We start from the raw sequence: 19,980 nt of genomic DNA, 5'->3' as shown, positions 1-19,980 counted from the left end.
AGGGTTGCGAAGTCAGGGATTCAAGAAACAGGCACGGTCACGTCGATGTCGACGAGCACCCGCTCGCCGTCGACGGTCACCGGGTAGACGGGCACGGGGCGCACCGCCGGAAGCTGGACGGGCTGGCCGGTCCGCAGGTCGAACTGGGAACCGTGCAGCCAGCACTCCACGAGGCAGCCTTCGACCTCGCCGTCGGACAGCGAGACGGCGCCGTGGGAGCAGACGTCGGAGATGGCGTGGAAGTTGCCGTCGGCGTCGCGGGCCACGGCGACCGGGACCGGGGCGCCGTCGGCGCCGTCGAGCTCCACGAGCATCGCCTCCTCCGGTCCCAGGTCGTCGGTCATGCAGGCCAGCTGCGCGGTCATGCGGTCGGAGCCTCGGCGGCCGGTGCCCCGGTGATCACGCTCATCGACTTCTCCAGCTCGGCCTCGATGGAGGCGAGCAGGCGCTCCTCGACGGACGGGACGCCGATCTCGTGGATGAGCTCGGCGAAGAAGCCGCGCACGACGAGACGACGGGCCTCGGCCTCGGAGATACCGCGGGACTCGAGGTAGAAGAGCTGCTCGTCGTCGAACCGGCCGGTGGCGCTGGCGTGGCCGGCGCCGGCGATCTCGCCGGTCTGGATCTCGAGGTTCGGCACGGAGTCCGCGCGCGCCCCGTCCGAGAGGACCAGGTTGCGGTTGAGCTCGTAGGTGTCGGTGTTCTCGGCGTTCGCCCGGATCAGCACGTCGCCCACCCACACGGTGTGCGCGCCGGAGCCCTGCAGCGCGCCCTTGTAGGTCACGCGGGACTTGCACTCCGGCACGGCGTGGTCCACGAAGAGGCGGTGCTCCTGGTGCTGGTCGGTGTCCGCGAAGTAGAGGCCCACCATCTCGACGTCGCCGCCCTCGGCGGTGAACTCGGCGTCCGGCGTGACGCGCACGACGTCGCCGCCGAACGTCACCACGACGTGCTTGAGCTTCGCGTCGCGGCCCAGGCGGGCACGGTGCGAGGAGGCGTGCACGGCGCCGTCGGCCCAGTCCTGGACGCTGACGACGGTGAGGTGCGCGCCGTCCTCGACCACGATCTCGACGGTCTCGGCGAGCGTGCCGACGCCCGCGTGGTCGAGGACCACCACGGCTTCGGAGTGCCGCTCGGCGCGGACCAGCACGTGCGCCGCCGTCGCGTCCTTCGACACGCCCTCGATGCGCACGGAGGTGACCTCGGAGGCCACGGCCTCTGCCGGGACCGTCACGACGGTGGCCTGCTCGAAGGCGTTCCACGCGGTGACGGCTGTGCGGTCACCGGGCTGGCCGGCGGTACCCAGGCGGGCGTCGTCGCGTGCGACGGTCTCCACCTTGACCTCGGGGGCCGGGGTCACCTGGACCGTGACGCCCGAGGAGCCCAGGTCCGCCTGGAACAGGGGCTGGAGGCGGTCGGCCGGGGAGAAGCGCCACTCCTCCTCGCGGCCGTTGGGGACGGGGATGTCCTCCAGGGAGAACGACGTGCGGCGCTCTGCGCGGGAGCCCTGGGGCTTGCCGCCGACGCCGTGTGTGTGGGCGCCGTCGGCAACAGCGCGCGAGTGATCGGTCGTGAGAGTCATGTCAGCCGACGGACCCTTCCATCTGCAGCTCGATGAGGCGGTTGAGCTCGAGTGCGTACTCCATGGGCAGCTCGCGCGCGATGGGCTCGACGAACCCGCGCACGATCATGGCCATGGCCTCGGTCTCCTCCATGCCTCGGGACATGAGGTAGAACAGCTGGTCCTCGCTCACCCGCGAGACCGTGGCCTCGTGCCCCATGGACACGTCGTCCTCGCGGACGTCCACGTACGGGTAGGTGTCGCTGCGGGAGATCTGGTCCACCAGCAGCGCGTCGCAGAGGACGTTGGACGCGGAGTGGGAGGCGCCCTCGAGCACCTGCACCAGGCCGCGGTATGACGTGCGGCCGCCGCCGCGCGCCACGGACTTGCTGACGATCGACGACGACGTGTTCGGCGCGGCGTGGACCATCTTCGCGCCGGCGTCCTGGTGCTGGCCCTCGCCCGCGAAGGCGATGGACAGCGTCTCGCCGCGGGCGTGCTCGCCCAGCAGGTAGATCGCCGGGTACTTCATGGTGACCTTCGAGCCGATGTTGCCGTCGACCCACTCCATCTGGGCGCCCTCGGCGGCCGTGGCCCGCTTGGTGACCAGGTTGTACACGTTGTTCGACCAGTTCTGGATCGTCGTGTAGCGCACGCGGGCGTTCTTCTTCACGATGATCTCGACCACGGCCGAGTGCAGGGAGTCCGACGTGTAGATCGGTGCCGTGCAGCCCTCGACGTAGTGCACGTACGAGCCCTCGTCGGCGATGATCAGCGTGCGCTCGAACTGGCCCATGTTCTCGGTGTTGATCCGGAAGTAGGCCTGGAGCGGGATCTCCACGTGCACACCCGGCGGCACGTAGACGAACGAGCCGCCCGACCAGACGGCCGAGTTCAGCGCGGCGAACTTGTTGTCGCCCGACGGGATGACCGTGCCGAAGTACTCCTGGAAGAGCTCCGGGTAGTCGCGCAGGCCCGTGTCGGTGTCGACGAAGATGACGCCCTGCTCCTCCAGGTCCTCACGGATCTGGTGGTAGACGACCTCGGACTCGTACTGGGCGGCGACACCCGCGACGAGGCGCTGCTTCTCCGCCTCCGGGATGCCGAGCCGGTCGTACGTGGCCTTGATGTCCTCGGGCAGCTCCTCCCAGGACGTGGCCTGCTTCTCCGTGGAGCGCACGAAGTACTTGATCTTGTCGAAGTCGATGCCCGACAGGTCGGAGCCCCAGCTCGGCATCGGCTTCTTGCCGAACAGGCGAAGGGCCTTGAGGCGCTGGTTCAGCATCCACTCGGGCTCGCTCTTGAGCGCCGAGATGTTGCGGACCACGTCCTCGCTCAGGCCTCGCTGCGCGGACATGCCCGCGGCGTCGCTGTCGTGCCAGCCGTACTCGTACTGGCCGATGCTGGCGATGATCTCGTCGTCGGAGCGCTGCTCTGGCGCTTGCGTTTCTGCGCTCATCACTTTCCTTCGGTGGGGGTCGTCGCGGGGAACGTTCGCGGGACGCCTGCGCCTGGCTGGGCAGAGACGTTCACGGGGATGTTGGTCGTGCAAGCATGTGCGCCACCGGCGATGGTCGCCAGCCGCTGGACGTGCGAGCCCAGCAGCTCGCTGAACGCGCGGGCCTCCTGCTCGCACAGCTCGGGGAACTCCTCGGCCACGTGCTGCACCGGGCAGTGCCCCTGGCAGAGCTGGACCGCGGGCGCCACGACACCGGCCGTGGGGCCGGTCAGCGGCGCCGGCACCGGCCGCACGGAGGCGGCGTAGCCGTCCGCCGACAGGAGCTGGACGAGCTGGGCGGCGCGACCCTCGGCGTCGGGCGCCGTGAGGTGCGGTGCGTAGCTGCGCGCGACGGCGTCGAACCGCTCCTTGGCGAAACCCGCCACGGCCGCGCTGCCGCCCGTCTCCTTGAGGAACCGCAGCACCTGTCGGGCGATCTCCTGGTAGCCACCGGCCAGCTCGGACTGACCGCCGCTCGTGACGACGTACCGCCGCGCGGGGCGCCCACGCCGGGGGGTGCCCGACGGCGTGGCCTCGTGGACGGTGATCTTGCCGTCGTCCTCCAGGAGGCCGAGGTGCCGGCGAACCGCGGGAGCGGTCAGCTCCAGGACGGCAGCCAGGGCGCCCGCGGTGACCGGCCCGCGGGAGGCGACGAGCTCGAGCACGCGCCGTCGCGTGGTGCCGTCGGTCTCGTGGGTCGCCGTGTGGTGGCTCGCCGAGGGTCCGGCGGGCACCTGTGTCGGTGCGCTCATGCAGGTCACCTCCCCTCACGTCGGTCCACGGGCACGCTTCGCCCCGTTTGCACGCCTTCGTAGACGCCAATGCTTTTGAGAACATCCTTGTTCCCTAATTCGAGATGCGCAAGGAAGGCGACCCTCAGTTGGGGCCGATCGCGACACATCTCACACGCGAGGTCCACGCCCAGGTCACGCCAGACGACACCGTCCGCGCGGGGCGCCGCCTACGATTGTGCGGTGCCCCTGTCCGACGCGCCCGCGATCGACCCCGCCCAGGCGGCCACCGCGGACGCCGCCACAGCCAGCCCCGCCGGTGCCGACCACGAGGTCGCCGTCCAGGTGCGCGGACTCGTCAAACGCTACGACGGCCGCGCCGTCGTCGACGGCCTGGACCTGACCGCCCGCCCGGGCGCCGTCACCGCCGTCCTGGGCCCCAACGGCGCGGGCAAGACCACCACCATCGAGTGCTGCGAGGGCCTGCGCTCCCCCGACGGCGGCACCGTCCGCGTACTGGGCCACGACCCCGTGGCCGACGCCCGGGCGCTGCGCCCGCGCGTCGGCGTCATGCTGCAGGACGGCGGGCTGCCCACCGGGGTGCGCGCCCTGGAGCTGCTGCGGCACGTCGCCGCCATGTACGCCGCGCCCCGCCCCGTGGACGAGCTCGCCGAACGCCTCGGCCTGCACGGCTTCGCGCGCACCACGGTGCGCCGCCTGTCAGGCGGGCAGCGCCAGCGTGTCGCGCTCGCCGCCGCCGTGGTCGGGCGGCCCGACGTCGTGTTCCTCGACGAGCCCAGCGCCGGCATGGACCCCCAGAGCCGGCGCGCCGTCTGGGACCTGGTGCGCGAGCTGCGGTCCGACGGCGTCGCCATCGTGCTGACCACCCACCTCATGGACGAGGCCGCCGACCTCGCCGACCACGTGCACGTCGTGGACCACGGCCGCGTCATCGCGTCCGGGAGCGTCCGCGACCTGACGGCGGGTACCGGCGCGGGTCCGGGCTCGATCCGCGTCGAGGCCTCCCCGGGCCTGGACCTGACGACCCTGCGATCCGCGTTGCCCGGCGACTGGGTGGTCGGCGAGGGCGAGGCCGGGGTGTACACCCTGACCGGGGCCGTGGACCCGGCGGCGGTCGCCGCCGTCACCGGTTGGCTCGCCGAGCGGGGCGTGCTGGCCCGGTCGGTCACCACCGGCAGCCGCACCCTCGAGGACGTCTTCCTCGACCTCACCGGGAGGCACCTGCGATGAGCGCGCCCACCTCGCGGGTCGAGCCCGCAGCCGCGCGGGTCGAGCCCGCGGCCGCGCCGGCCGTGCGCCGGATCGCCGCCCAGGCGTCCTTCGAGACCCGCGCGATCCTGCGCAACGGCGAGCAGCTCCTCGTGACGATCGTGCTGCCCGTCCTGGTGCTCTTCGCCCTGGTGCGCACCTCGTTCATCGACCTGGACACGCACGGTTTCTCGCGCGTCGACTTCGTGACGCCGGGCGTGCTGGCGCTCGCCGTGATGTCCACGGCGTTCACCTCGCAGGCGATCGCCACCGCGTTCGACCGGCGCAACGGCGTGCTGCGGCTCATGGCCACCACACCGCTCGGCCGGTCCGGGCTGCTGGCCGGCAAGGTGCTCGGCGTGCTCGCCGTCGAGGTGGTGCAGGTGGTCGTCATCTGCGGCGTCGCGGTGGCGCTGGGGTGGCGTCCGGAGCTGGGCGCGCTGCCCGCCGTCGTCGGCGCCGTGCTGCTCGGGACCGCCGCCTTCACCGCCCTGGCCCTGCTGCTCGCGGGGACCCTGCGCGCCGAGGGCGTGCTGGCCGTCGCCAACCTGGTGCTCGTGCTGCTCACGGTGGGCGGCGGCGTGCTGCTGCCCGCGCAGCAGCTCGCGGGGCCGCTGGCGCACGTGGCGGTGCTGCTGCCGTCCGGCGCGCTGGGCGAGGCGATGCGCGGCGCGCTGTTGTACGGCGCCGTGCCCCCGTTCTCCGTGGTGGTGCTGCTGGCCTGGACCGCGGCGCTCGGCGCGGGCGCGGCCCGCCTCTTCCGCTGGCACTGAGCCGCGGGCACCGGACGCAGGAAACTACTTACCACACACGCATACCTGGGCGGTATGACCTTTTCGAGAGGTTGGCGGGTGAAATTTGCCCATTTAGGGTCCACTTCACCTACATTCCCCAGGGAGGCAGCGTGACTTCCACTCACAGCAACCGTCGCCGGCTGATCGTCGGTGCCGGTATCGCGATCGCCCTCGCGGCGGCCCCGGCCGCAGCGGCCGTGGCCTCGGCGACTCCGGACGAGGCACCCGCACCCGTCGCGGGCGCACTGATCGAGGACTCGTACATCGTGGTCCTCAAGGACAGCGGTGTCAGCAAGGGCCAGGTTCGCGCCGCGGCGAGCAGCCTGGTGCAGGAGTACGGCGGCGAGGTCCGCCACTCGTACAGCCACGCGGTGCGCGGCTTCTCCGCGTCCATGTCGCAGGAGCAGGCGGAACGGCTCGCGGCCGACCCGTCGGTCGCGTACGTGGAGCAGAACCGGGTCATGACCGCGACGGACACGCAGTCACCGGTCCCCTCCTGGGGTCTGGACCGCATCGACCAGGAGGGCCTGCCGCTCGACGACTCGTACACGTACGGGAACTCGGGCTCGGGCGTGACGGCGTACATCGTCGACACCGGCATCCTGACCACCCACGAGGACTTCGGCGGCCGCGCGGTCAGCGGCACCGACACCGTGGACAACGACGACGACGCCACCGACTGCGCGGGCCACGGCACGCACGTCGCGGGCACCGTGGGCGGCTCGTCCTACGGCGTCGCCAAGGACGTCTCGCTCGTCGCGGTCCGCGTGCTGGACTGCAGCGGCTCCGGCACCTACGACGGCGTCATCGCCGGCATCGACTGGGTGACCGCCGACCACGAGGCCGGGGAGCCGGCCGTGGCCAACATGTCGCTCGGCGGCGGCTTCTCGCAGGCCGTGAACGACGCCGTGTCCGAGGCCGTCGCGGACGGGGTCACCTTCGCGCTGGCCGCCGGCAACGACTACGCCGCCGACGCCTGCGACGGCTCGCCGGGCTCCACGCCGGAGGCCATCACGGTGGGCGCCACCGAGGACACGGACGCCCGCGCCGTGTACTCCAACATCGGCACCTGCGTGGACATCTTCGCGCCCGGTACCGACATCACGTCGACCTGGTACACCGGCGACACCGCCACGAACACCATCAGCGGTACCTCGATGGCCACGCCGCACGTCGCGGGCGCCGCCGCGCTCGTGCTGGGCGGCAATCCGGGCGCGACGCCGGCCGAGGTCGGCGACGCCCTGACCGGCGCGGCAGTGCCGGACGTCGTGTCCGACCCGGGCACGGGCTCGCCGAACCTGCTGCTGAACGTCAGCGGTCTCTGACGGTTCCTCCTCCTCGTCACCGTCACGTGTCAGACGCTCAGGTCACCCCGGTGATCTGAGCGTCTGACACGTCTGTGGCGTTCCTGACAGGTAGTCGGCAAAGAATCACACCCGGTGCGGGACCAGCACGGGAGGCGTCGTCGGCGGTGGGCACTAGCGTGGGACCGTGACCGCACCCGCCGCACCCACCTCCTGGATCGACGCGCTCCCCGGCCGCGTGGACCGCTTTCGGCACTGGACCCGCGCCGTCCTGATCGCGAACCTGATCGGCCAGATCGGCATCATCGGGACCGGCGGCGCCGTGCGCCTGACCGACTCCGGCCTGGGCTGCTCCACCTGGCCGCAGTGCGAGCCGGGCAGCTTCACGCCGCAGTTCCACGAGGCCACCACGCTGCACCCGTACATCGAGTTCGGGAACCGCACGCTGACGGGTGTGCTGGGCGTCGTCGCGGTGCTGCTCGCGGTGCTGGTGTGCACCGACCTGAAGCGCACCGCGTCCTACCGCATGCTCGGCCTGGTGCCGATCGTGGGCGTGATGATGCAGGCGCTGATCGGCGGCATCGTGGTGCTGCTCCACCTGCACCCGGGCTGGGTGTCCCTGCACTTCGGCGTCTCGGGCGCCTTGGTCGCGGCGTCCCTCTACATCCTGCACAGGCACGGCGAGGGCGACGGGGCCCCGCGCCTCGTGGTGGCGCCGCAGGTGCGCACCCTGGCCTGGGCCCTTGCCGGGCTGACCGCCGTCGTCGTGGTGTTCGGCGTGCTCACCACGGGGGCCGGCCCGCACAGCGGCGACTCCGAGGTGGGTTACCGGTTCGCCATCGACCCGGCGCTCCTGACCAAGTGGCACGCCGCCGCGGTGTGGGTGTTCCTGGCTGCCCTGGTCGCCTTCCTCGTGGCAGTCCGGCGCGGCCCGGCCGAGGTGCGCCGCGCGGCCGTCACGCTGCTCGTCATCACGCTGGCCCAGGGCCTGATCGGGTACGTGCAGTACTTCACCGACCTGCCCGAGCTGCTCGTCGGGCTGCACATGATCGGCGCGGCCGCGCTCATCGCGGGGACCACCCGCGTGTGGCTGACGACGCGGGTGCGCTGACCGACCGGCGCTAGGCCTCTTCCCGGCCGGTGCCGACCAGCCCGTGGTCGTACGCGGCGATGACCAGCTGGGCCCGGTCGCGGGCGTGCAGCTTGGCTCGCAGGCTGCCGATGTGGGTCTTGACGGTCCCCATCGAGATGGTGAGCGCCTGGGTGATCTCGTCGTTCGAGAGGCCGCGGCCCACCTGGGTGAGCACCTCGGTCTCGCGGTCGGTGAGGACACCCGGTCCACGCGACAGCCGTGCTGCGGTGCGCCGCGCCGTCGCGTCCTGGGACAGGTCCCGGGCCGGGTGCTGCGCCGCGTGCCGATCCAGCGCCGCGGGCTTGTCCAAGTAGTGCGCGACGAGCCGGGTGAGGATGCTCGGCGCGAACAGGGACTCGCCGGAATGGGTCCGCCGGATCGCGTCGACGAGCCGCGCGGGCTCGGCGTCCTTGAGGAGAAACCCGCTCGCGCCGGCACGCAGGGCGGCATGGACGTACTCGTCCAGCTCGAACATGCTCAGCACGAGCACGCGGGTTCCCTGCAGCCCGGGACCGGCGAGGATGCGACGGGTCGCGTCGATGCCGTCGCCGCCGGGCATGCGGAGGTCCATGAGCACGATGTCGGGTCGCAGCTCGGCGGCACGCGCGACCGCGGCGTCGCCCGTACCGGCCTCGCCGACCACGGCGAGGTCCGGCGCGCCGTCGACGACGATCCGGAGGCTGTGGCGGATCAGGGGCTGGTCGTCCACGACGAGCACCCCGACCGGGGCCGTCATCGGCGGGTTTCCCCGTCCGCCGGGCTGCCGGACGGGCTGCCGGACGGATGGTCCGGCAGGCACGCGACGACCCGGAAACCGGCCCCACCGGCACCGGCGTGCAACGTGCCGCCGAGCGCGGCCACCCGCTCGCGCAGGCCCGCGAGGCCCAGGCCGGCTCCGGGGCAGGGTCGCCAGCCGGTCACGGGGCCGTCGTCCTCGACGATCAGCGCGATCGTGTCGGCGTCCCGGCGCACGGTGACGCGAGCACCCGTGGGGCCGGCGTGCCGCGCGGTGTTGGCGAGCGTCTCGCGGACGATCGCGCACACGGTCAGCTGCGCGCCGGCGGACACGTCGCCGAGGTCGTCGAGGTCCAGGGTCGCCGCGACGCCACCGGCCCGCGCGGAGTCGACGACGGCGGGCAGGTCGGCGAGCGCCTCGGCCGGCCGCAGCGGCGCCGTCTCGCCGCCCGGTGTGCGCAGCACGGTGAGCATTCGGCGCAGCTCGGTCGTGGCCGCCCGGCCGGCCCGTTCGATGTCCGCGAGCGCCTGGGCGTGCTCGACCTCGCCGGCGGGGCCGGTCAGGGTGCGGGCGGCCGCGGCGCGCACGGTGATGAGGCCGAGCCCGTGGGAGGCGAGGTCGTGCAGGTCGCGCGCGATGCGCAACCGCTCGGCCTGGGCGGCGCGCTCGGCGGCCCAGGCGGTCAGGTCGTCCTCGTAGGTGCGGCGCTGGCGGCCCGTGCGGACGAGCGCCCAGACCATCACGCCCAGGGCGATCCCGGCCGCCCCGAGCACCGTGACCAGCACGGCGACGGGCTGCTGGACGCCCGTGGCGGCCAGCGAGAGGCCGAGGACGGCGAGCACGATGGTGGCGGTCAGCCACGCTCGTGAGCGCAGTTCGGGGCGGGCGGTCGAGTCCATCGCCTGAGTCTAGGTTTCCGCCCGCCGACGCACATCGAACCTGGGTCTGACGGACCACGGGCCGAGTCGTCGCGCGGAGTCCGGACCTGGGGCCGATGACGTCGCGGGGGCGGGCCGCTGGGATGGAGGCATGCTCCTGATCGAACAGCTCGTCAAGCGCCATGGTCCCCGTACGGTCCTCGACCGGGTCGGCTTCACCGCCCGGCCGGGTCGCGTCACCGCGTTCCTCGGCCCGAACGGGGCCGGCAAGTCCTCGACCCTGCGGATCCTGCTCGGCCTGGACCGCGCCGACGGCGGCCGTGCCCTGGTCGGCGGGCGCCCGTACCGGAGCCTGCGTGATCCGCTGCGCACCGTCGGCTCGATGCTCGACGGGTCCGGCGCGCACCGGTCGCGCTCGGCACGGGACCACCTGGCGTGGGTCGCGCGGAGCAACGGCATTCCGGGCCGCCGCACCAGCGAGGTGCTCGATCAGGTCGGGCTGTCGGACTCGGGGCGGGTCCGCGTCGGCCGGTACTCGCTCGGCATGGGGCAGCGGCTGGGTCTGGCCACGGCGCTCCTGGGCGAGCCGGAGGTGCTGGTGCTCGACGAGCCGGTGAACGGGCTCGATCCCGAGGGCATCCGCTGGATTCGCGGCCTGTTGCGCGGTCATGCGGACGCCGGGGGCACGGTCCTGCTGTCCAGCCATCTGATGGATGAGGTCTCGGGCATCGCGGACGATCTCGTGGTGATCTCCGCCGGCCGGGTCGTGGCCGCCGGGACGCTGGACGCGGTGACCGCCGGACACCGGAGCCTGGAGGACGCGTTCTTCGCGCTCACCAGCGGCGGCCGGAAGGCGGCACGATGAGCTTCCTGAACACGTTCCTGGCCGAGCTGCGCAAGACCGTGAACCTGCCCGCGAGCGGGCTCGCGGCCGCAGGCACGCTGATCGGGTCGGCGGGCATCACGGTGCTCAACGCGTTCGGTGCCCGGGCCGCCCTCGACTCGGGCGTGCAGGGGTCGCGGGCGTTCCAGTCCGCCTTCGAGACGGGTTACGCGGCCGTCCCGCTCGGCACGGTCGGCGCCGTCGTGATCGGGGTGGTCGCGATCAGCAGCGAGTACGCCGCGAACAGCCCGGACGCAGGTGGTGGCCGCCAGATCACGGCGACCCTGACGGCGAGTCCGCACCGGGTCCGCCTGCTCGCCGCGAAGGCGCTGAGCGTGCTGCTGCTGGTGATCGCGACAGCGGCGGTCACGATTCCCGCGTGCGTCGCTCTGGCCGGCCTGATCATCGGCGGCGCGTCTGGCGGGGCGGTCGGGTGGGACGAGGCGGTGGCCCGATCGGCCGGCGCCGGCCTCTACTGGGCGCTGACCGCCCTGCTCGCCCTCGCGGTCACGGTACTGACCCGCAGCGGGATCATCCCGCTCGTCGTGCTGGTCTCGAACAGCTCGCTCGTGTCGTTCTCCCTGCTGCTGACGCACGTCACCCCGCTCGCCCACTGGCTGCCGGACATGGCCGGCCGGAGACTCTTCGGTGGGCTGTCGACGGTGGAGGGCGGCCTGGACGTCCTGCCCGGCGCTCTCGTCATGGCGGCGTGGACCGTCGGTCTGCTCACCGTCGCGTGCGTGGTGTTCTCCCGACGGGACGCGTGAACCATGCGCCTGCTGAACGTCGCCGCCGCCGAACTCGACAAGCTCCGCACGCTACCGGCTGCCGTCCTCGCCGCCGTGGGCACGGCGGTGGTCGGGGTCGCCCTCGCCGCGGCCCTGACCGCCTCGGCGACCGCCGCACAGGGCGAGGCCGTCTCGACCATCGACGTCATGGCCCGGGCCGTGCCGTTCGTGCAGACCGGCCTGATCCTGCTGGGTGTCCTCCCGGTCTCCCACGAGCTGGCGGGACACCAGCTCCGCACCACGCTCGCCGCAGTCCCCCGCCGAGGACTGCTCCTGGCGGGCAAGACCGTCGCCACGCTCGTCGCGGCGGTGCTCACCGCCGTCACGACCGTCGGTGGGCTGCTGGGCGCCGCCACCGTCACCGCGTACCTGACGGACGCTCCGGTGACGCCGGGCGACGTCGATGCGAGGCTTGTTGCCGGCGCGGTGGCCTACCTGGTCCTGGTCGGGCTGCTCAGCCACGCGATCACCCTGCTGGTCCGGGGTCTGGTCCCCGCGCTCGTCGGGACGCTCAGCCTCGTCCTGATCGTCTCGCCGCTGCTCGCCGCGCTCACCGAGCACGCCCGCTGGTTCCCCGACCGCGCGGCGGCGCAGCTCTACGCCCCGGCCGACGAGGTGCTCACGACCACCACGGGTGGCCTGGTCATGCTCGCGTGGATCGCCCTGGTCGGCGCCGCCGGCACGGTGCTCTTCGTGCGGCGCGACCCGTGACAACGCGTGACAGCGGTCTGACAGTCCCGTGCGAGCGGGCCCCCGCACGCTGGGACCATGAACACGAACGCGATCGAGGCACAGGGCCTCGTCAAGATCTTCGGCGACAACCGCGCCGTGGACGGCGTCGACCTCACCGTCCGTACCGGGACCGTCTACGGGGTGCTCGGGCCCAACGGCGCGGGCAAGACCACGACCATCCGCATGCTCGCCACACTGCTGCGGCCCGACGGCGGCGAGGCCCGCATCTTCGGCCACGACATCGCCCGCGAGGGCGCCGCCGTCCGCTCCCTGATCGGGGTGACGGGCCAGTACGCGTCGGTCGACGAGACGCTGAGCGCCACCGAGAACCTCGTGGTCTTCGGGCGGCTGCTCGGGCTCTCCGCGCGCGCCGCACGGGCCAAGTCGGCCGAGCTCCTGGAGGAGTTCTCGCTGACCGACGCCGCCAAGCGGCCGCTGCGCAACTACTCCGGCGGCATGCGCCGCCGGCTCGACCTGGCGGCGAGCCTGATCGCCCGGCCGCCGCTCATCTTCCTGGACGAGCCCACCACGGGCCTGGACCCGCGCACCCGCAACCAGATGTGGGACACGATCCGCCGCCTGGTCGCGGACGGCTCCACGGTGCTGCTCACCACCCAGTACCTCGACGAGGCCGACCAGCTCGCCGACCGCATCGCGGTGATCGACCGTGGCACGGTGGTCGCCGAGGGCACCGCCGACGAGCTCAAGTCCACCGTCGGCGCCCAGTCGCTCCAGGTCGGGCTCGCCGAGGCCGACGACCTCGGCACCGCGCTCAGCCTGGTGCAGCAGGTCTTCGGTGCCGCGGGCGTCGTCGCGCCGGAGGGGCTGCGCATCACCGTGCCGGTCCCCCACGCCGAGGCCGTCGCCGACCTGCTGGTCCGGTTCCGGGACGCCGGGGTGCCGATCGACTCCGTCAGCCTCGACAAGCCGAGCCTGGACGAGGTCTTCCTCACCCTCACCGGCCACGCGGCGTCGGACGACGCCCCCGCTGCCGGCAGCACCGCGAACACCCGGAACGACACCGAGAAGGTGACCGCATGAGCACCGCAACCCTGGCCCCGGCACCGCACACCGCCACGATCCAGCCCGCCCGGGTCGGCCTGGCCGCCACCGTCTCCCAGTCGTTCACCATGGCCTACCGCGGCCTGCTCAAGGTGCGTCACACCCCCGAGCAGCTCATCGACGTGACCTTCCAGCCGATCATCTTCACGCTGATGTTCACGTACCTGTTCGGCGGCGCGGTCTCCGGCAGCGTCGGCGCCTACCTGCCGCTGATCATCCCCGGCATCCTGGCGCAGACCGTCATCACGGCGTCGGTCGTGACCGGCGTCCAGCTCCGCGAGGACATGGACAAGGGTGTGTTCGACCGGTTCCGTTCCCTGCCGATCGCCCGCATCGCGCCGCTGGCCGGCGCCCTGCTCGCCGACACCGTCCGCTACCTCGTGGCGACCACCATCACGTTCCTGACCGGCCTGGTCATGGGCTGGCGGCCCGGCGGCGGCTTCGGCGGCGTGGTGCTCGCCGGGCTGCTCGTGATCGTCTGCGCGTGGGCGCTGAGCTGGATCTTCGCCTACATCGGCGTGATCGCACGGTCGGCCACGTTCGTGCAGGGCGTCTCGTTCATGGTCCTGTTCCCCCTGACGTTCCTGTCCAACGCGTTCGTCGAGGTCGACACCCTGCCGGGCTGGATGCAGGCGTTCGTCCGGGTCAACCCGGTGTCCCACCTGGTGTCCGCCGTGCGCTCCCTCGCGAACGAGGGCCTGGTCACGGCCGACGTGGGCTGGACGCTGCTGAGCGCGGCAGTGGTCGTGGTGATCTTCGCCCCGATCGCGGTCCGCAGCTACCTCCGCAAGGCCTGAGTCCCGCCCGCGGCCCACGCGGTGTCGAACGTAGGGATCGTCGCTCCATGACCGCTCATGGTCCGACGATCCCTACGTTCGACACCCGCTCACCCGCGGCCGACGTCAATGTCGGCAGGTGCTCCAGAGTTGCCAGGGCCCGCTCCGCGAGGTCCTCCCGGGGGATCGCCGCGATCGTGGCCCGCGCCGCGGCCACCGCTTCGGCCCCGTGCCGGTCGGCCGCCGCGGCGAGGACGGGCTCACGCCGCAGCGCCAGGAAGTCCTGCCGCGAGCCCAGCACCTCCGCCAGGGCGAGCAGCTCCAGCCCGCCGGCGGCTGCCGACCGCGACCCCGCCGCGAGCACGGCGCCCACGGCAAGGCACACCGTGCCGAGCACGGGGTGGTCGGCCACGTGGCGCATCCACTCCCGGTACAGCCGCACGGCACGACGCCGGACGACGTCGGCCACCTGCCGCGCCCGCGCGTCCTGGCCGGCGTCGACGAGCCGAACGATCCAGGCGGAGCCCACGATCACCGCCCAGGGCGCGGCCGGCGACGGGTCCCCGCGGCCGGCCGGGGGCGGCCCGACGGCGGGCGCCGCGGGCGAGCCCGGACCGGCGGGCGACACGTCGTCGTCCGCGATGCCCGGCAGGTCCGCGAACACGTTCACCGCCTGCTCGTACAGGTCGAGCGCCCCGGCGACGTCACCCCGCAGCCAGGCGATCTCGGCCCGGCCCGCCCGGACCACGGCGCGCGACTCGTCTCCTCCGCGCTCGGACTGGTCCGTGTCCTGTCCGGCCCGCTCCACCCGCGCGCAGATCCGCTCGGCCCCGGCCAGGTCGCCGTCGGCGATGGCGGTGCCGAGGTCCACCCAGTCGAGCTGCCGCATCGCGCCGTCGGCCCCGATCACCGTCAGGCCCTCCCGCGCCACGCGCGACCAGTGCTTCGCGGTCCGTGTGTCCCCGGCTCCGAACGCCGTGGTGGCCAGGAACATCGCGGCGCCGGCCCGGCTGGCCACGTCGCCGATGCCCTGGGCGAGGTGGTAGGCGCGCTCGGCGCCGTCGAGCGCCTCGTCCAGCCGCCCGGCGTTCTCCGCCTCCTGCGACGCGACCAGGTGGGCGAGAAACGCGATGAGCGGGTCGGCCGAGTCGCGCAGGTCCAGGACCGCGCCCGGTGCGGGCGCCAGCAGCATGCTCGCCACCGCACGGGTCCGCGGGCCCACCGCGTCGCCGTGGTCGCGCAGCACCCGCCGGAGCCGGGCCAGGGCCCGCAGGTTGCCCGTGATCCCGGAGAACGCCGTGGTGGCCGCCGCGTAGGCCAGGGCCAGCGCGGTCACGTCCGCGTCCGCGGCCGGGACGGTCCGGCCGGTGACCGCGTCGAGGACGGCGGGCGCCAGGTCGGCCGCGCGCTCCTCCGCGCCGCGCAGGGTCCACGCACCGCCGAGCGCGACGAAGCCGTGGACGACGACGTCGGGCCGCTCCGCGCGCGCCGCCTCCCGGATCGCGAACAGCAGGTTCTCGTGCTCGCGCCGCAGCAGGTCGACGGCGGCCACCTGCTCCGGCCCGAGCAGCCGGGACGTGCACCAGCGCGCCACGCCCTTGCCCCAGCTCAGCAGCGCGTCGCGGACGGCGTCGTCCTCGCCCGCCTCGGCGAGCCGCAGCAGGCCGAACTCCCGGACCGTCTCCAGCATCCGGTACCGCACCGGGGCGGGCCGGGGCGCTCCCCCGGCAACGGTGCCCGGCAGCCCGGGGTCCTCCTCGACGACGAGCAGGGACTGCGTCACGAGACCGTCGACGTCGTCGAGCACGTCGAGCGGGACCACCCCGTCGGGGGCCGTCCCCTCGGGATGCGTGTCGAGGCGGCCCAGGGCCGCGGCCGCGTGGGCGGACAGCCCGTCGGGCAGCACGCAGACGCGGCGCCACAGCTCCCGCTGCGACGGCTCCAGCAGGTTCCAGCTCCACTCGATGACGGCCTCGAGCGTGCGGTGCCGGTCGGGCACGGTCCGGTCACCGCCGCGCAGCAGGGCGAACCGGGCGTCGAGGTGCCGCTCGATCTCCTCGACCGACAGGGTGCGCACGCGCGCGGCGGCCAGCTCGATCGCGAGCGGCAGCCCGTCGAGCCGGTCGCAGAGCCGGGCGACGACGGCGTCGGGCAGCTGCGCCCCGGGCCGGGCCGCGAGCGCCCGCTGCCGGAACAGCTCGACGGCCGGGCCGCGTCCGGTGCCGGACGGGCTCGCGCCGTCGCCCGGGACGCCCGCGCCGGCCGCGGAGTCCCCGCCGCGCGCACCGCCCGAGGCGAGCGGCGCCAGCGGGTACACCTGCTCGGCGGCGACCTGCAGGGGCGCGCGGCTCGTGGTCAGGATCCGCAGGCCGGGGGCGGCGGAGAGCAGGACGTCCGCCCAGCGGGCGGCACCGTCGGGCACGTGCTCGCAGTTGTCCAGCACGAGCAGGGTGCGGGCGGTGCGGGCCCGCTCCACGATGCGGTCGTACAGGTCGCCGGCGAGCAGCCGGTCGGACAGGCGCGCGGAACCCACCGCCGACACCCCGAGGCCGTCGGCGATCGCGAGCGCCACGTCGTCGTCGGTACGCACGCCCGCGAGCTCGGCGACCGCGATCGAGAGCCCGTCCAGCGGGCCCGACGCCGTCGCGGCCCGGTCCTCCGCGACCGTGCGCGCCACCTCCTGGGCCAGCCGGGTCTTGCCGAGCCCGCCCGCGCCGAGGATCGTCACCAGCCGGTGCCGGGTCAGCTCGCCGACGACGGCGCGCACGTCGTCCGCGCGCCCGATCAGCGGCGTGGCGGCGGCGCGCAGCCCGCGCACGAACCGGCCGGCTCCGGGCCGGGGTGCGGCGGTGGCCGGCGTGCCGGCCACCGCGACGGCGGCCGGGCCGTCGCCGTCGGCCACCCCTCCGGCGACGCCCCCGGCGATGCGCGCGTGCAGTGCCACGAGGTCCGGCGCCGGGTCGGTGCCGAGCTCCGCGACCAGGGCGTGCCGCAGCCGCCCGAACACGCGCACCGCCTCGTCGGGGCGCCCGGTCGCCGCGAGCGCCGTCATGAGGTCCCGCGCCGCGTCCTCGTCCAGGGGGTCGGCGGCCAGGGCCGCGCTGCCGAGCACGGTCACGGTCGCGGCGTCCCCCGCGGCCACGGCGGCCCGACGGCGCAGGGTGGTCAGCTCGCCCCGGAGCCGTCCGGCGGTGTCCCGCAGCTCCTGCGCGAGGCCGGGTGTCGCGTCGTCCAGCCCGTCTCCCGGTTCGCCGTGCCAGAGCGCGAGGGCGGCGTCGACGACGGCGGCCGCCGCGACGGCCCGGGTGCTGCCGTCGGACGCGCCGGCCGGATCGGCCGTGTCCGCCGAGCGGTGCGGCGCACCGCCGTCCGGCCCCGCGATACCCGCGGACCCGAGCAGCTCACGCGCCTCCGTCACGGCCGCGCGCGCCCGGTCCAGGTCGCTCGGACCGCCGAGCGCATACCCCGCGGACGTGAACCGCACGACGTCCGGGCCCAGCGAGCGCAGCCGGGACACGAGGCTCTGGAGCGCCGCCCGCGGGTTGGCCGGCAGGTCGTCGGCCCACAGGGCGTCGACCAGGGCGGACACCGTGACCGTTCGGGGAGCGGCCAGCACGAGCAGCACCACGAGGGCGGCGGCGCGGGTGCCGCGCGGCGCGACCGGACCGGCGTCGGACAGCACGGCCACCGGCCCGAGAACCGCCACCACCGGGTGCTCCCCGGGCGCTCCGGTCGGGGGGCCGGAGTTGACGTGCTGCATGCGCGCCACTCTAAGCCGTGCACCTGGGCCGCGGTTCACCTACCACCGGTTCTGGGCGCAGGCGCGAGCTAGCAGCCCCCCAACGTGTCAGACCCTCAGGTCACCGGGGTGACCTGAGGGTCTGACACGTTCAGCGGGTGCGAGGATCAGACCTCGGGGACCCAGAGGTCCTCCCCGTTCGCGGGGGTGCCGACCGCGCCGACCCCCACCGGGACGGCGTCGGGCACGTCGCCCAGGGCGCGCTGCGCCACGGCGCCCGACGAGAAGTTCGCGTAGCACTCCGGGCAGTACCAGTCCGGCGTCGGCACCGGGGTGTCGAAGCCGCCGTACACGACGTCCGGCTCCAGCTTCATGTTGTCGTGGATCGCCTGGCCCCACACGATGCGCTTGGTGGCGCCGCGCTGACCGCACGACGGGCACGAGGGGCGCATCTGCGCGCGCTGCGAAAGCACGGCGTGCGGGTGCAGCAGGGCGTGGCACGGGCCGCACACCAGGAACGTCTGCTCGATGAGCTCCGCCAGGGGGCGCTCACCGGTCTGGCCGGTGTGGGCGCCGTCGTCGTGCGGGCGCAGCTGCAGGACGTCGACGAACCGCTCGCACGACGCGCAGCGCTCCTCGCGGCGCAGGTCCGTGCCCGAGACCTGCTTGTGGCCCAGCAGGCGCAGCACGTGCAGGTTGGGCGACAGCTCGTCGGTCTCGCAGTTGCCGGCGTCGAGCGTGCCCGTGGCGCCGTGCTTGTACTGGTGGGCGATGCCGTCGAGCACGAGGCGGGCATGCTCCTGCGGCAGCCAGCCGGACGAGCGCGCGTAGGCGGCCGCGCCGTTGAAGAGGTCGTCCCAGACCACGGGCTTGTCCGGGCCGAAGACCTCGTCGCTGACCCAGTCCTCGCCCTGGCTGGCGCCCATGAGCTCGACCGCGGCGACGATGCCCGGCTCGGAGCCCACGACGGTGACGACGACGTCGCCGCGCTGCGGGCCGTCCGCGCCACCGGGCAGGCGGTGCTCGTGGCTCCGGCTCGCGATGGCGACCGCCTCGCCCAGCCAGTCCTCGGACCAGTTGAGGTAGACGGACGGAACGAGCCACGCCGGGAGGGACGAAACGTTGGGAAGCATGTCGGGTTCGCTGGTCACGCGGGGAGAATAGCGCAGCCCGGTGACGCAGTTATGACACGCCCGGTAAGCGGCCTTCGCGACTTACCCGGACACTTACCCGAACTCGACCACGACCTGGTCGTACCCCAACGGGGACAACATCGCCTCCAGGGTCGCGGTCGTGTTCGCGCGGGCCCGTTCGTCCAGTTCGGAGCCCGCCGCGGCGTCCGAGATCCGGTCCTGGGCCGCCGCGAGCGCCTCCTGGCGAGCGTCGGTGTCGGCGTCGAAGAGATCACCCACGCGGTCGACGAGCCCCCGGTCCTCCGTCAGGGCGCGGCTGGCGTCGAGGTCGATGCGCGGCTCGGCGAGCGCCGGCTCCGGCAGCGTGACGGTGACCGTCGTACCGTCGTCCGAGATCTCGATCGCGTCCTCGTCCAGGTCCCGGAAGTCCACGTACGCGTCGACCGAGCCGTTCACCGCGAGCACGATCCGCTCCCCCGCGAGCCAGCTCGGCACGTACCTCACGTCGTTCTCCAGGTCGACCAGCACCTCGTACTGCGCCTCGGCCGCCACGAACCGCGCCAGGTCGTGCATGCTGACCAGCACCGGCGTCTCGGACCGGTCGACCTGGCCCGTCGTGAACGGGTTGAGCCCGTCGAGCAGCGTCCGCCAGATCGCGTCGCGGAAGTCGTCGCGCAGCGCGGAGACGGCGCCCGCGACCAGCCCGGCGGTCAGTGCCGCACCCAGCACGAACCCGAGCACGCCCGCCATCCCGGCGGGCATCCTGCGGCGTGGCTCGCCCGGCGCCGGTGTGCTGCCCGACGGCGTCGGCTCGGTCCTGGAACCCACCTGCTCGGTCTGTACCTCGGTGCCCGTCATCGCCGCGCCCCTTCCCGGGGAGATACCAGACATATCTCCGGCCAGAAACAACGCTAGCCGCACCCACTGACACCCGCACGGCAGGCACGCGGCGGGCGCGCGGCAG

Annotated in this window: 18 protein-coding genes; 9 read left to right on the top strand and 9 right to left on the bottom strand. The window is 73.7% G+C overall.

Annotated features, from left to right (window positions below; genetic code table 11):
- Positions 1-20: 20 nt before the first annotated feature.
- From ACIPN7_RS17030 to ACIPN7_RS17015, 4 genes are read right to left on the bottom strand one after another with little or no spacing between them, the layout of a single operon-like run.
- On the bottom strand, positions 21-365 hold the full coding sequence (locus ACIPN7_RS17030; protein ID WP_400544528.1) for a non-heme iron oxygenase ferredoxin subunit: 345 nt from the start codon (positions 363-365) through the stop codon (positions 21-23).
- A complete protein-coding gene (sufD, locus tag ACIPN7_RS17025) occupies positions 362-1,582 on the bottom strand; it encodes a Fe-S cluster assembly protein SufD (protein ID WP_400544525.1) in 1,221 nt (406 codons plus the stop codon). The genes ACIPN7_RS17030 and sufD overlap by 4 nt, the downstream gene beginning before the upstream one ends.
- Before the next feature lies 1 nt (position 1,583).
- The gene (gene sufB, locus ACIPN7_RS17020; RefSeq protein ID WP_400544522.1) at positions 1,584-3,020 is read right to left on the bottom strand and encodes a Fe-S cluster assembly protein SufB; all 1,437 of its coding nucleotides are present in this window, start codon (positions 3,018-3,020) and stop codon (positions 1,584-1,586) included.
- On the bottom strand, positions 3,020-3,811 hold the full coding sequence (locus ACIPN7_RS17015; protein ID WP_400544519.1) for a helix-turn-helix transcriptional regulator: 792 nt from the start codon (positions 3,809-3,811) through the stop codon (positions 3,020-3,022). Before ACIPN7_RS17015 ends, sufB begins: the two co-directional genes overlap by 1 nt.
- 222 nt (positions 3,812-4,033) lie before the next feature.
- On the opposite strand from ACIPN7_RS17015, the gene ACIPN7_RS17010 reads away from it, so the two are divergent.
- The 4 genes from ACIPN7_RS17010 (at position 4,034) to ACIPN7_RS16995 (ending at position 8,268) form a co-directional block, all read left to right on the top strand.
- Positions 4,034-5,041: an ABC transporter ATP-binding protein gene (locus tag ACIPN7_RS17010; RefSeq protein WP_400544516.1), complete on the top strand. Its 1,008-nt coding sequence runs from the start codon at positions 4,034-4,036 to the stop codon at positions 5,039-5,041.
- Positions 5,038-5,832, top strand: a complete 795-nt coding sequence (locus ACIPN7_RS17005) for an ABC transporter permease (protein ID WP_400544514.1) — start codon at positions 5,038-5,040, stop codon at positions 5,830-5,832. The genes ACIPN7_RS17010 and ACIPN7_RS17005 overlap by 4 nt, the downstream gene beginning before the upstream one ends.
- 131 nt (positions 5,833-5,963) lie before the next feature.
- A complete protein-coding gene (locus ACIPN7_RS17000) occupies positions 5,964-7,178 on the top strand; it encodes a S8 family peptidase (protein WP_400544511.1) in 1,215 nt (404 codons plus the stop codon).
- A gap of 166 nt (positions 7,179-7,344) precedes the next feature.
- On the top strand, positions 7,345-8,268 hold the full coding sequence (locus ACIPN7_RS16995) for a heme A synthase (protein ID WP_400544508.1): 924 nt from the start codon (positions 7,345-7,347) through the stop codon (positions 8,266-8,268).
- Between the two features lie 10 nt (positions 8,269-8,278).
- Here ACIPN7_RS16995 and ACIPN7_RS16990 read toward each other — a convergent pair whose 3' ends face one another.
- A complete protein-coding gene (locus tag ACIPN7_RS16990; protein WP_400544505.1) occupies positions 8,279-9,025 on the bottom strand; it encodes a response regulator in 747 nt (248 codons plus the stop codon).
- On the bottom strand, positions 9,022-9,924 hold the full coding sequence (locus ACIPN7_RS16985; protein WP_400544502.1) for a sensor histidine kinase: 903 nt from the start codon (positions 9,922-9,924) through the stop codon (positions 9,022-9,024). Before ACIPN7_RS16985 ends, ACIPN7_RS16990 begins: the two co-directional genes overlap by 4 nt.
- 130 nt (positions 9,925-10,054) lie before the next feature.
- Here ACIPN7_RS16985 and ACIPN7_RS16980 point away from each other — a divergent pair, with 130 nt between their 5' ends.
- From ACIPN7_RS16980 to ACIPN7_RS16960, 5 genes are read left to right on the top strand one after another with little or no spacing between them, the layout of a single operon-like run.
- Positions 10,055-10,768, top strand: a complete 714-nt coding sequence (locus ACIPN7_RS16980) for an ABC transporter ATP-binding protein (RefSeq protein ID WP_400544499.1) — start codon at positions 10,055-10,057, stop codon at positions 10,766-10,768.
- Positions 10,765-11,553: an ABC transporter permease gene (locus tag ACIPN7_RS16975; protein ID WP_400544496.1), complete on the top strand. Its 789-nt coding sequence runs from the start codon at positions 10,765-10,767 to the stop codon at positions 11,551-11,553. Before ACIPN7_RS16980 ends, ACIPN7_RS16975 begins: the two co-directional genes overlap by 4 nt.
- A gap of 3 nt (positions 11,554-11,556) precedes the next feature.
- Positions 11,557-12,285, top strand: a complete 729-nt coding sequence (locus ACIPN7_RS16970; RefSeq protein ID WP_400544493.1) for a hypothetical protein — start codon at positions 11,557-11,559, stop codon at positions 12,283-12,285.
- A gap of 57 nt (positions 12,286-12,342) precedes the next feature.
- Positions 12,343-13,347, top strand: a complete 1,005-nt coding sequence (locus ACIPN7_RS16965) for an ATP-binding cassette domain-containing protein (RefSeq protein WP_400544491.1) — start codon at positions 12,343-12,345, stop codon at positions 13,345-13,347.
- Positions 13,344-14,165 (top strand): ABC transporter permease, encoded by an 822-nt coding sequence (locus tag ACIPN7_RS16960; RefSeq protein WP_400544488.1) that lies wholly within the window; start codon positions 13,344-13,346, stop codon positions 14,163-14,165. The genes ACIPN7_RS16965 and ACIPN7_RS16960 overlap by 4 nt, the downstream gene beginning before the upstream one ends.
- Before the next feature lie 55 nt (positions 14,166-14,220).
- Here ACIPN7_RS16960 and ACIPN7_RS16955 read toward each other — a convergent pair whose 3' ends face one another.
- The 3 genes from ACIPN7_RS16955 to ACIPN7_RS16945 form a co-directional block, all read right to left on the bottom strand.
- The gene (locus tag ACIPN7_RS16955; protein WP_400544485.1) at positions 14,221-17,904 is read right to left on the bottom strand and encodes an AfsR/SARP family transcriptional regulator; all 3,684 of its coding nucleotides are present in this window, start codon (positions 17,902-17,904) and stop codon (positions 14,221-14,223) included.
- 146 nt (positions 17,905-18,050) lie between these two features.
- Positions 18,051-19,034, bottom strand: a complete 984-nt coding sequence (locus ACIPN7_RS16950; protein ID WP_400544482.1) for a hypothetical protein — start codon at positions 19,032-19,034, stop codon at positions 18,051-18,053.
- 75 nt (positions 19,035-19,109) lie between these two features.
- Positions 19,110-19,874, bottom strand: coding sequence for a DUF4230 domain-containing protein (locus ACIPN7_RS16945; protein ID WP_400544479.1), 765 nt, complete (start codon positions 19,872-19,874; stop codon positions 19,110-19,112).
- Positions 19,875-19,980 lie beyond the last annotated feature (106 nt).

The sequence above is a fragment of the Promicromonospora sp. NPDC090134 genome (assembly GCF_044746965.1).
Taxonomy (GTDB): domain Bacteria; phylum Actinomycetota; class Actinomycetes; order Actinomycetales; family Cellulomonadaceae; genus Promicromonospora.
Note: the sequence above shows the minus strand (reverse complement) of the source record. Positions and strands in the feature narration are given on the sequence as shown.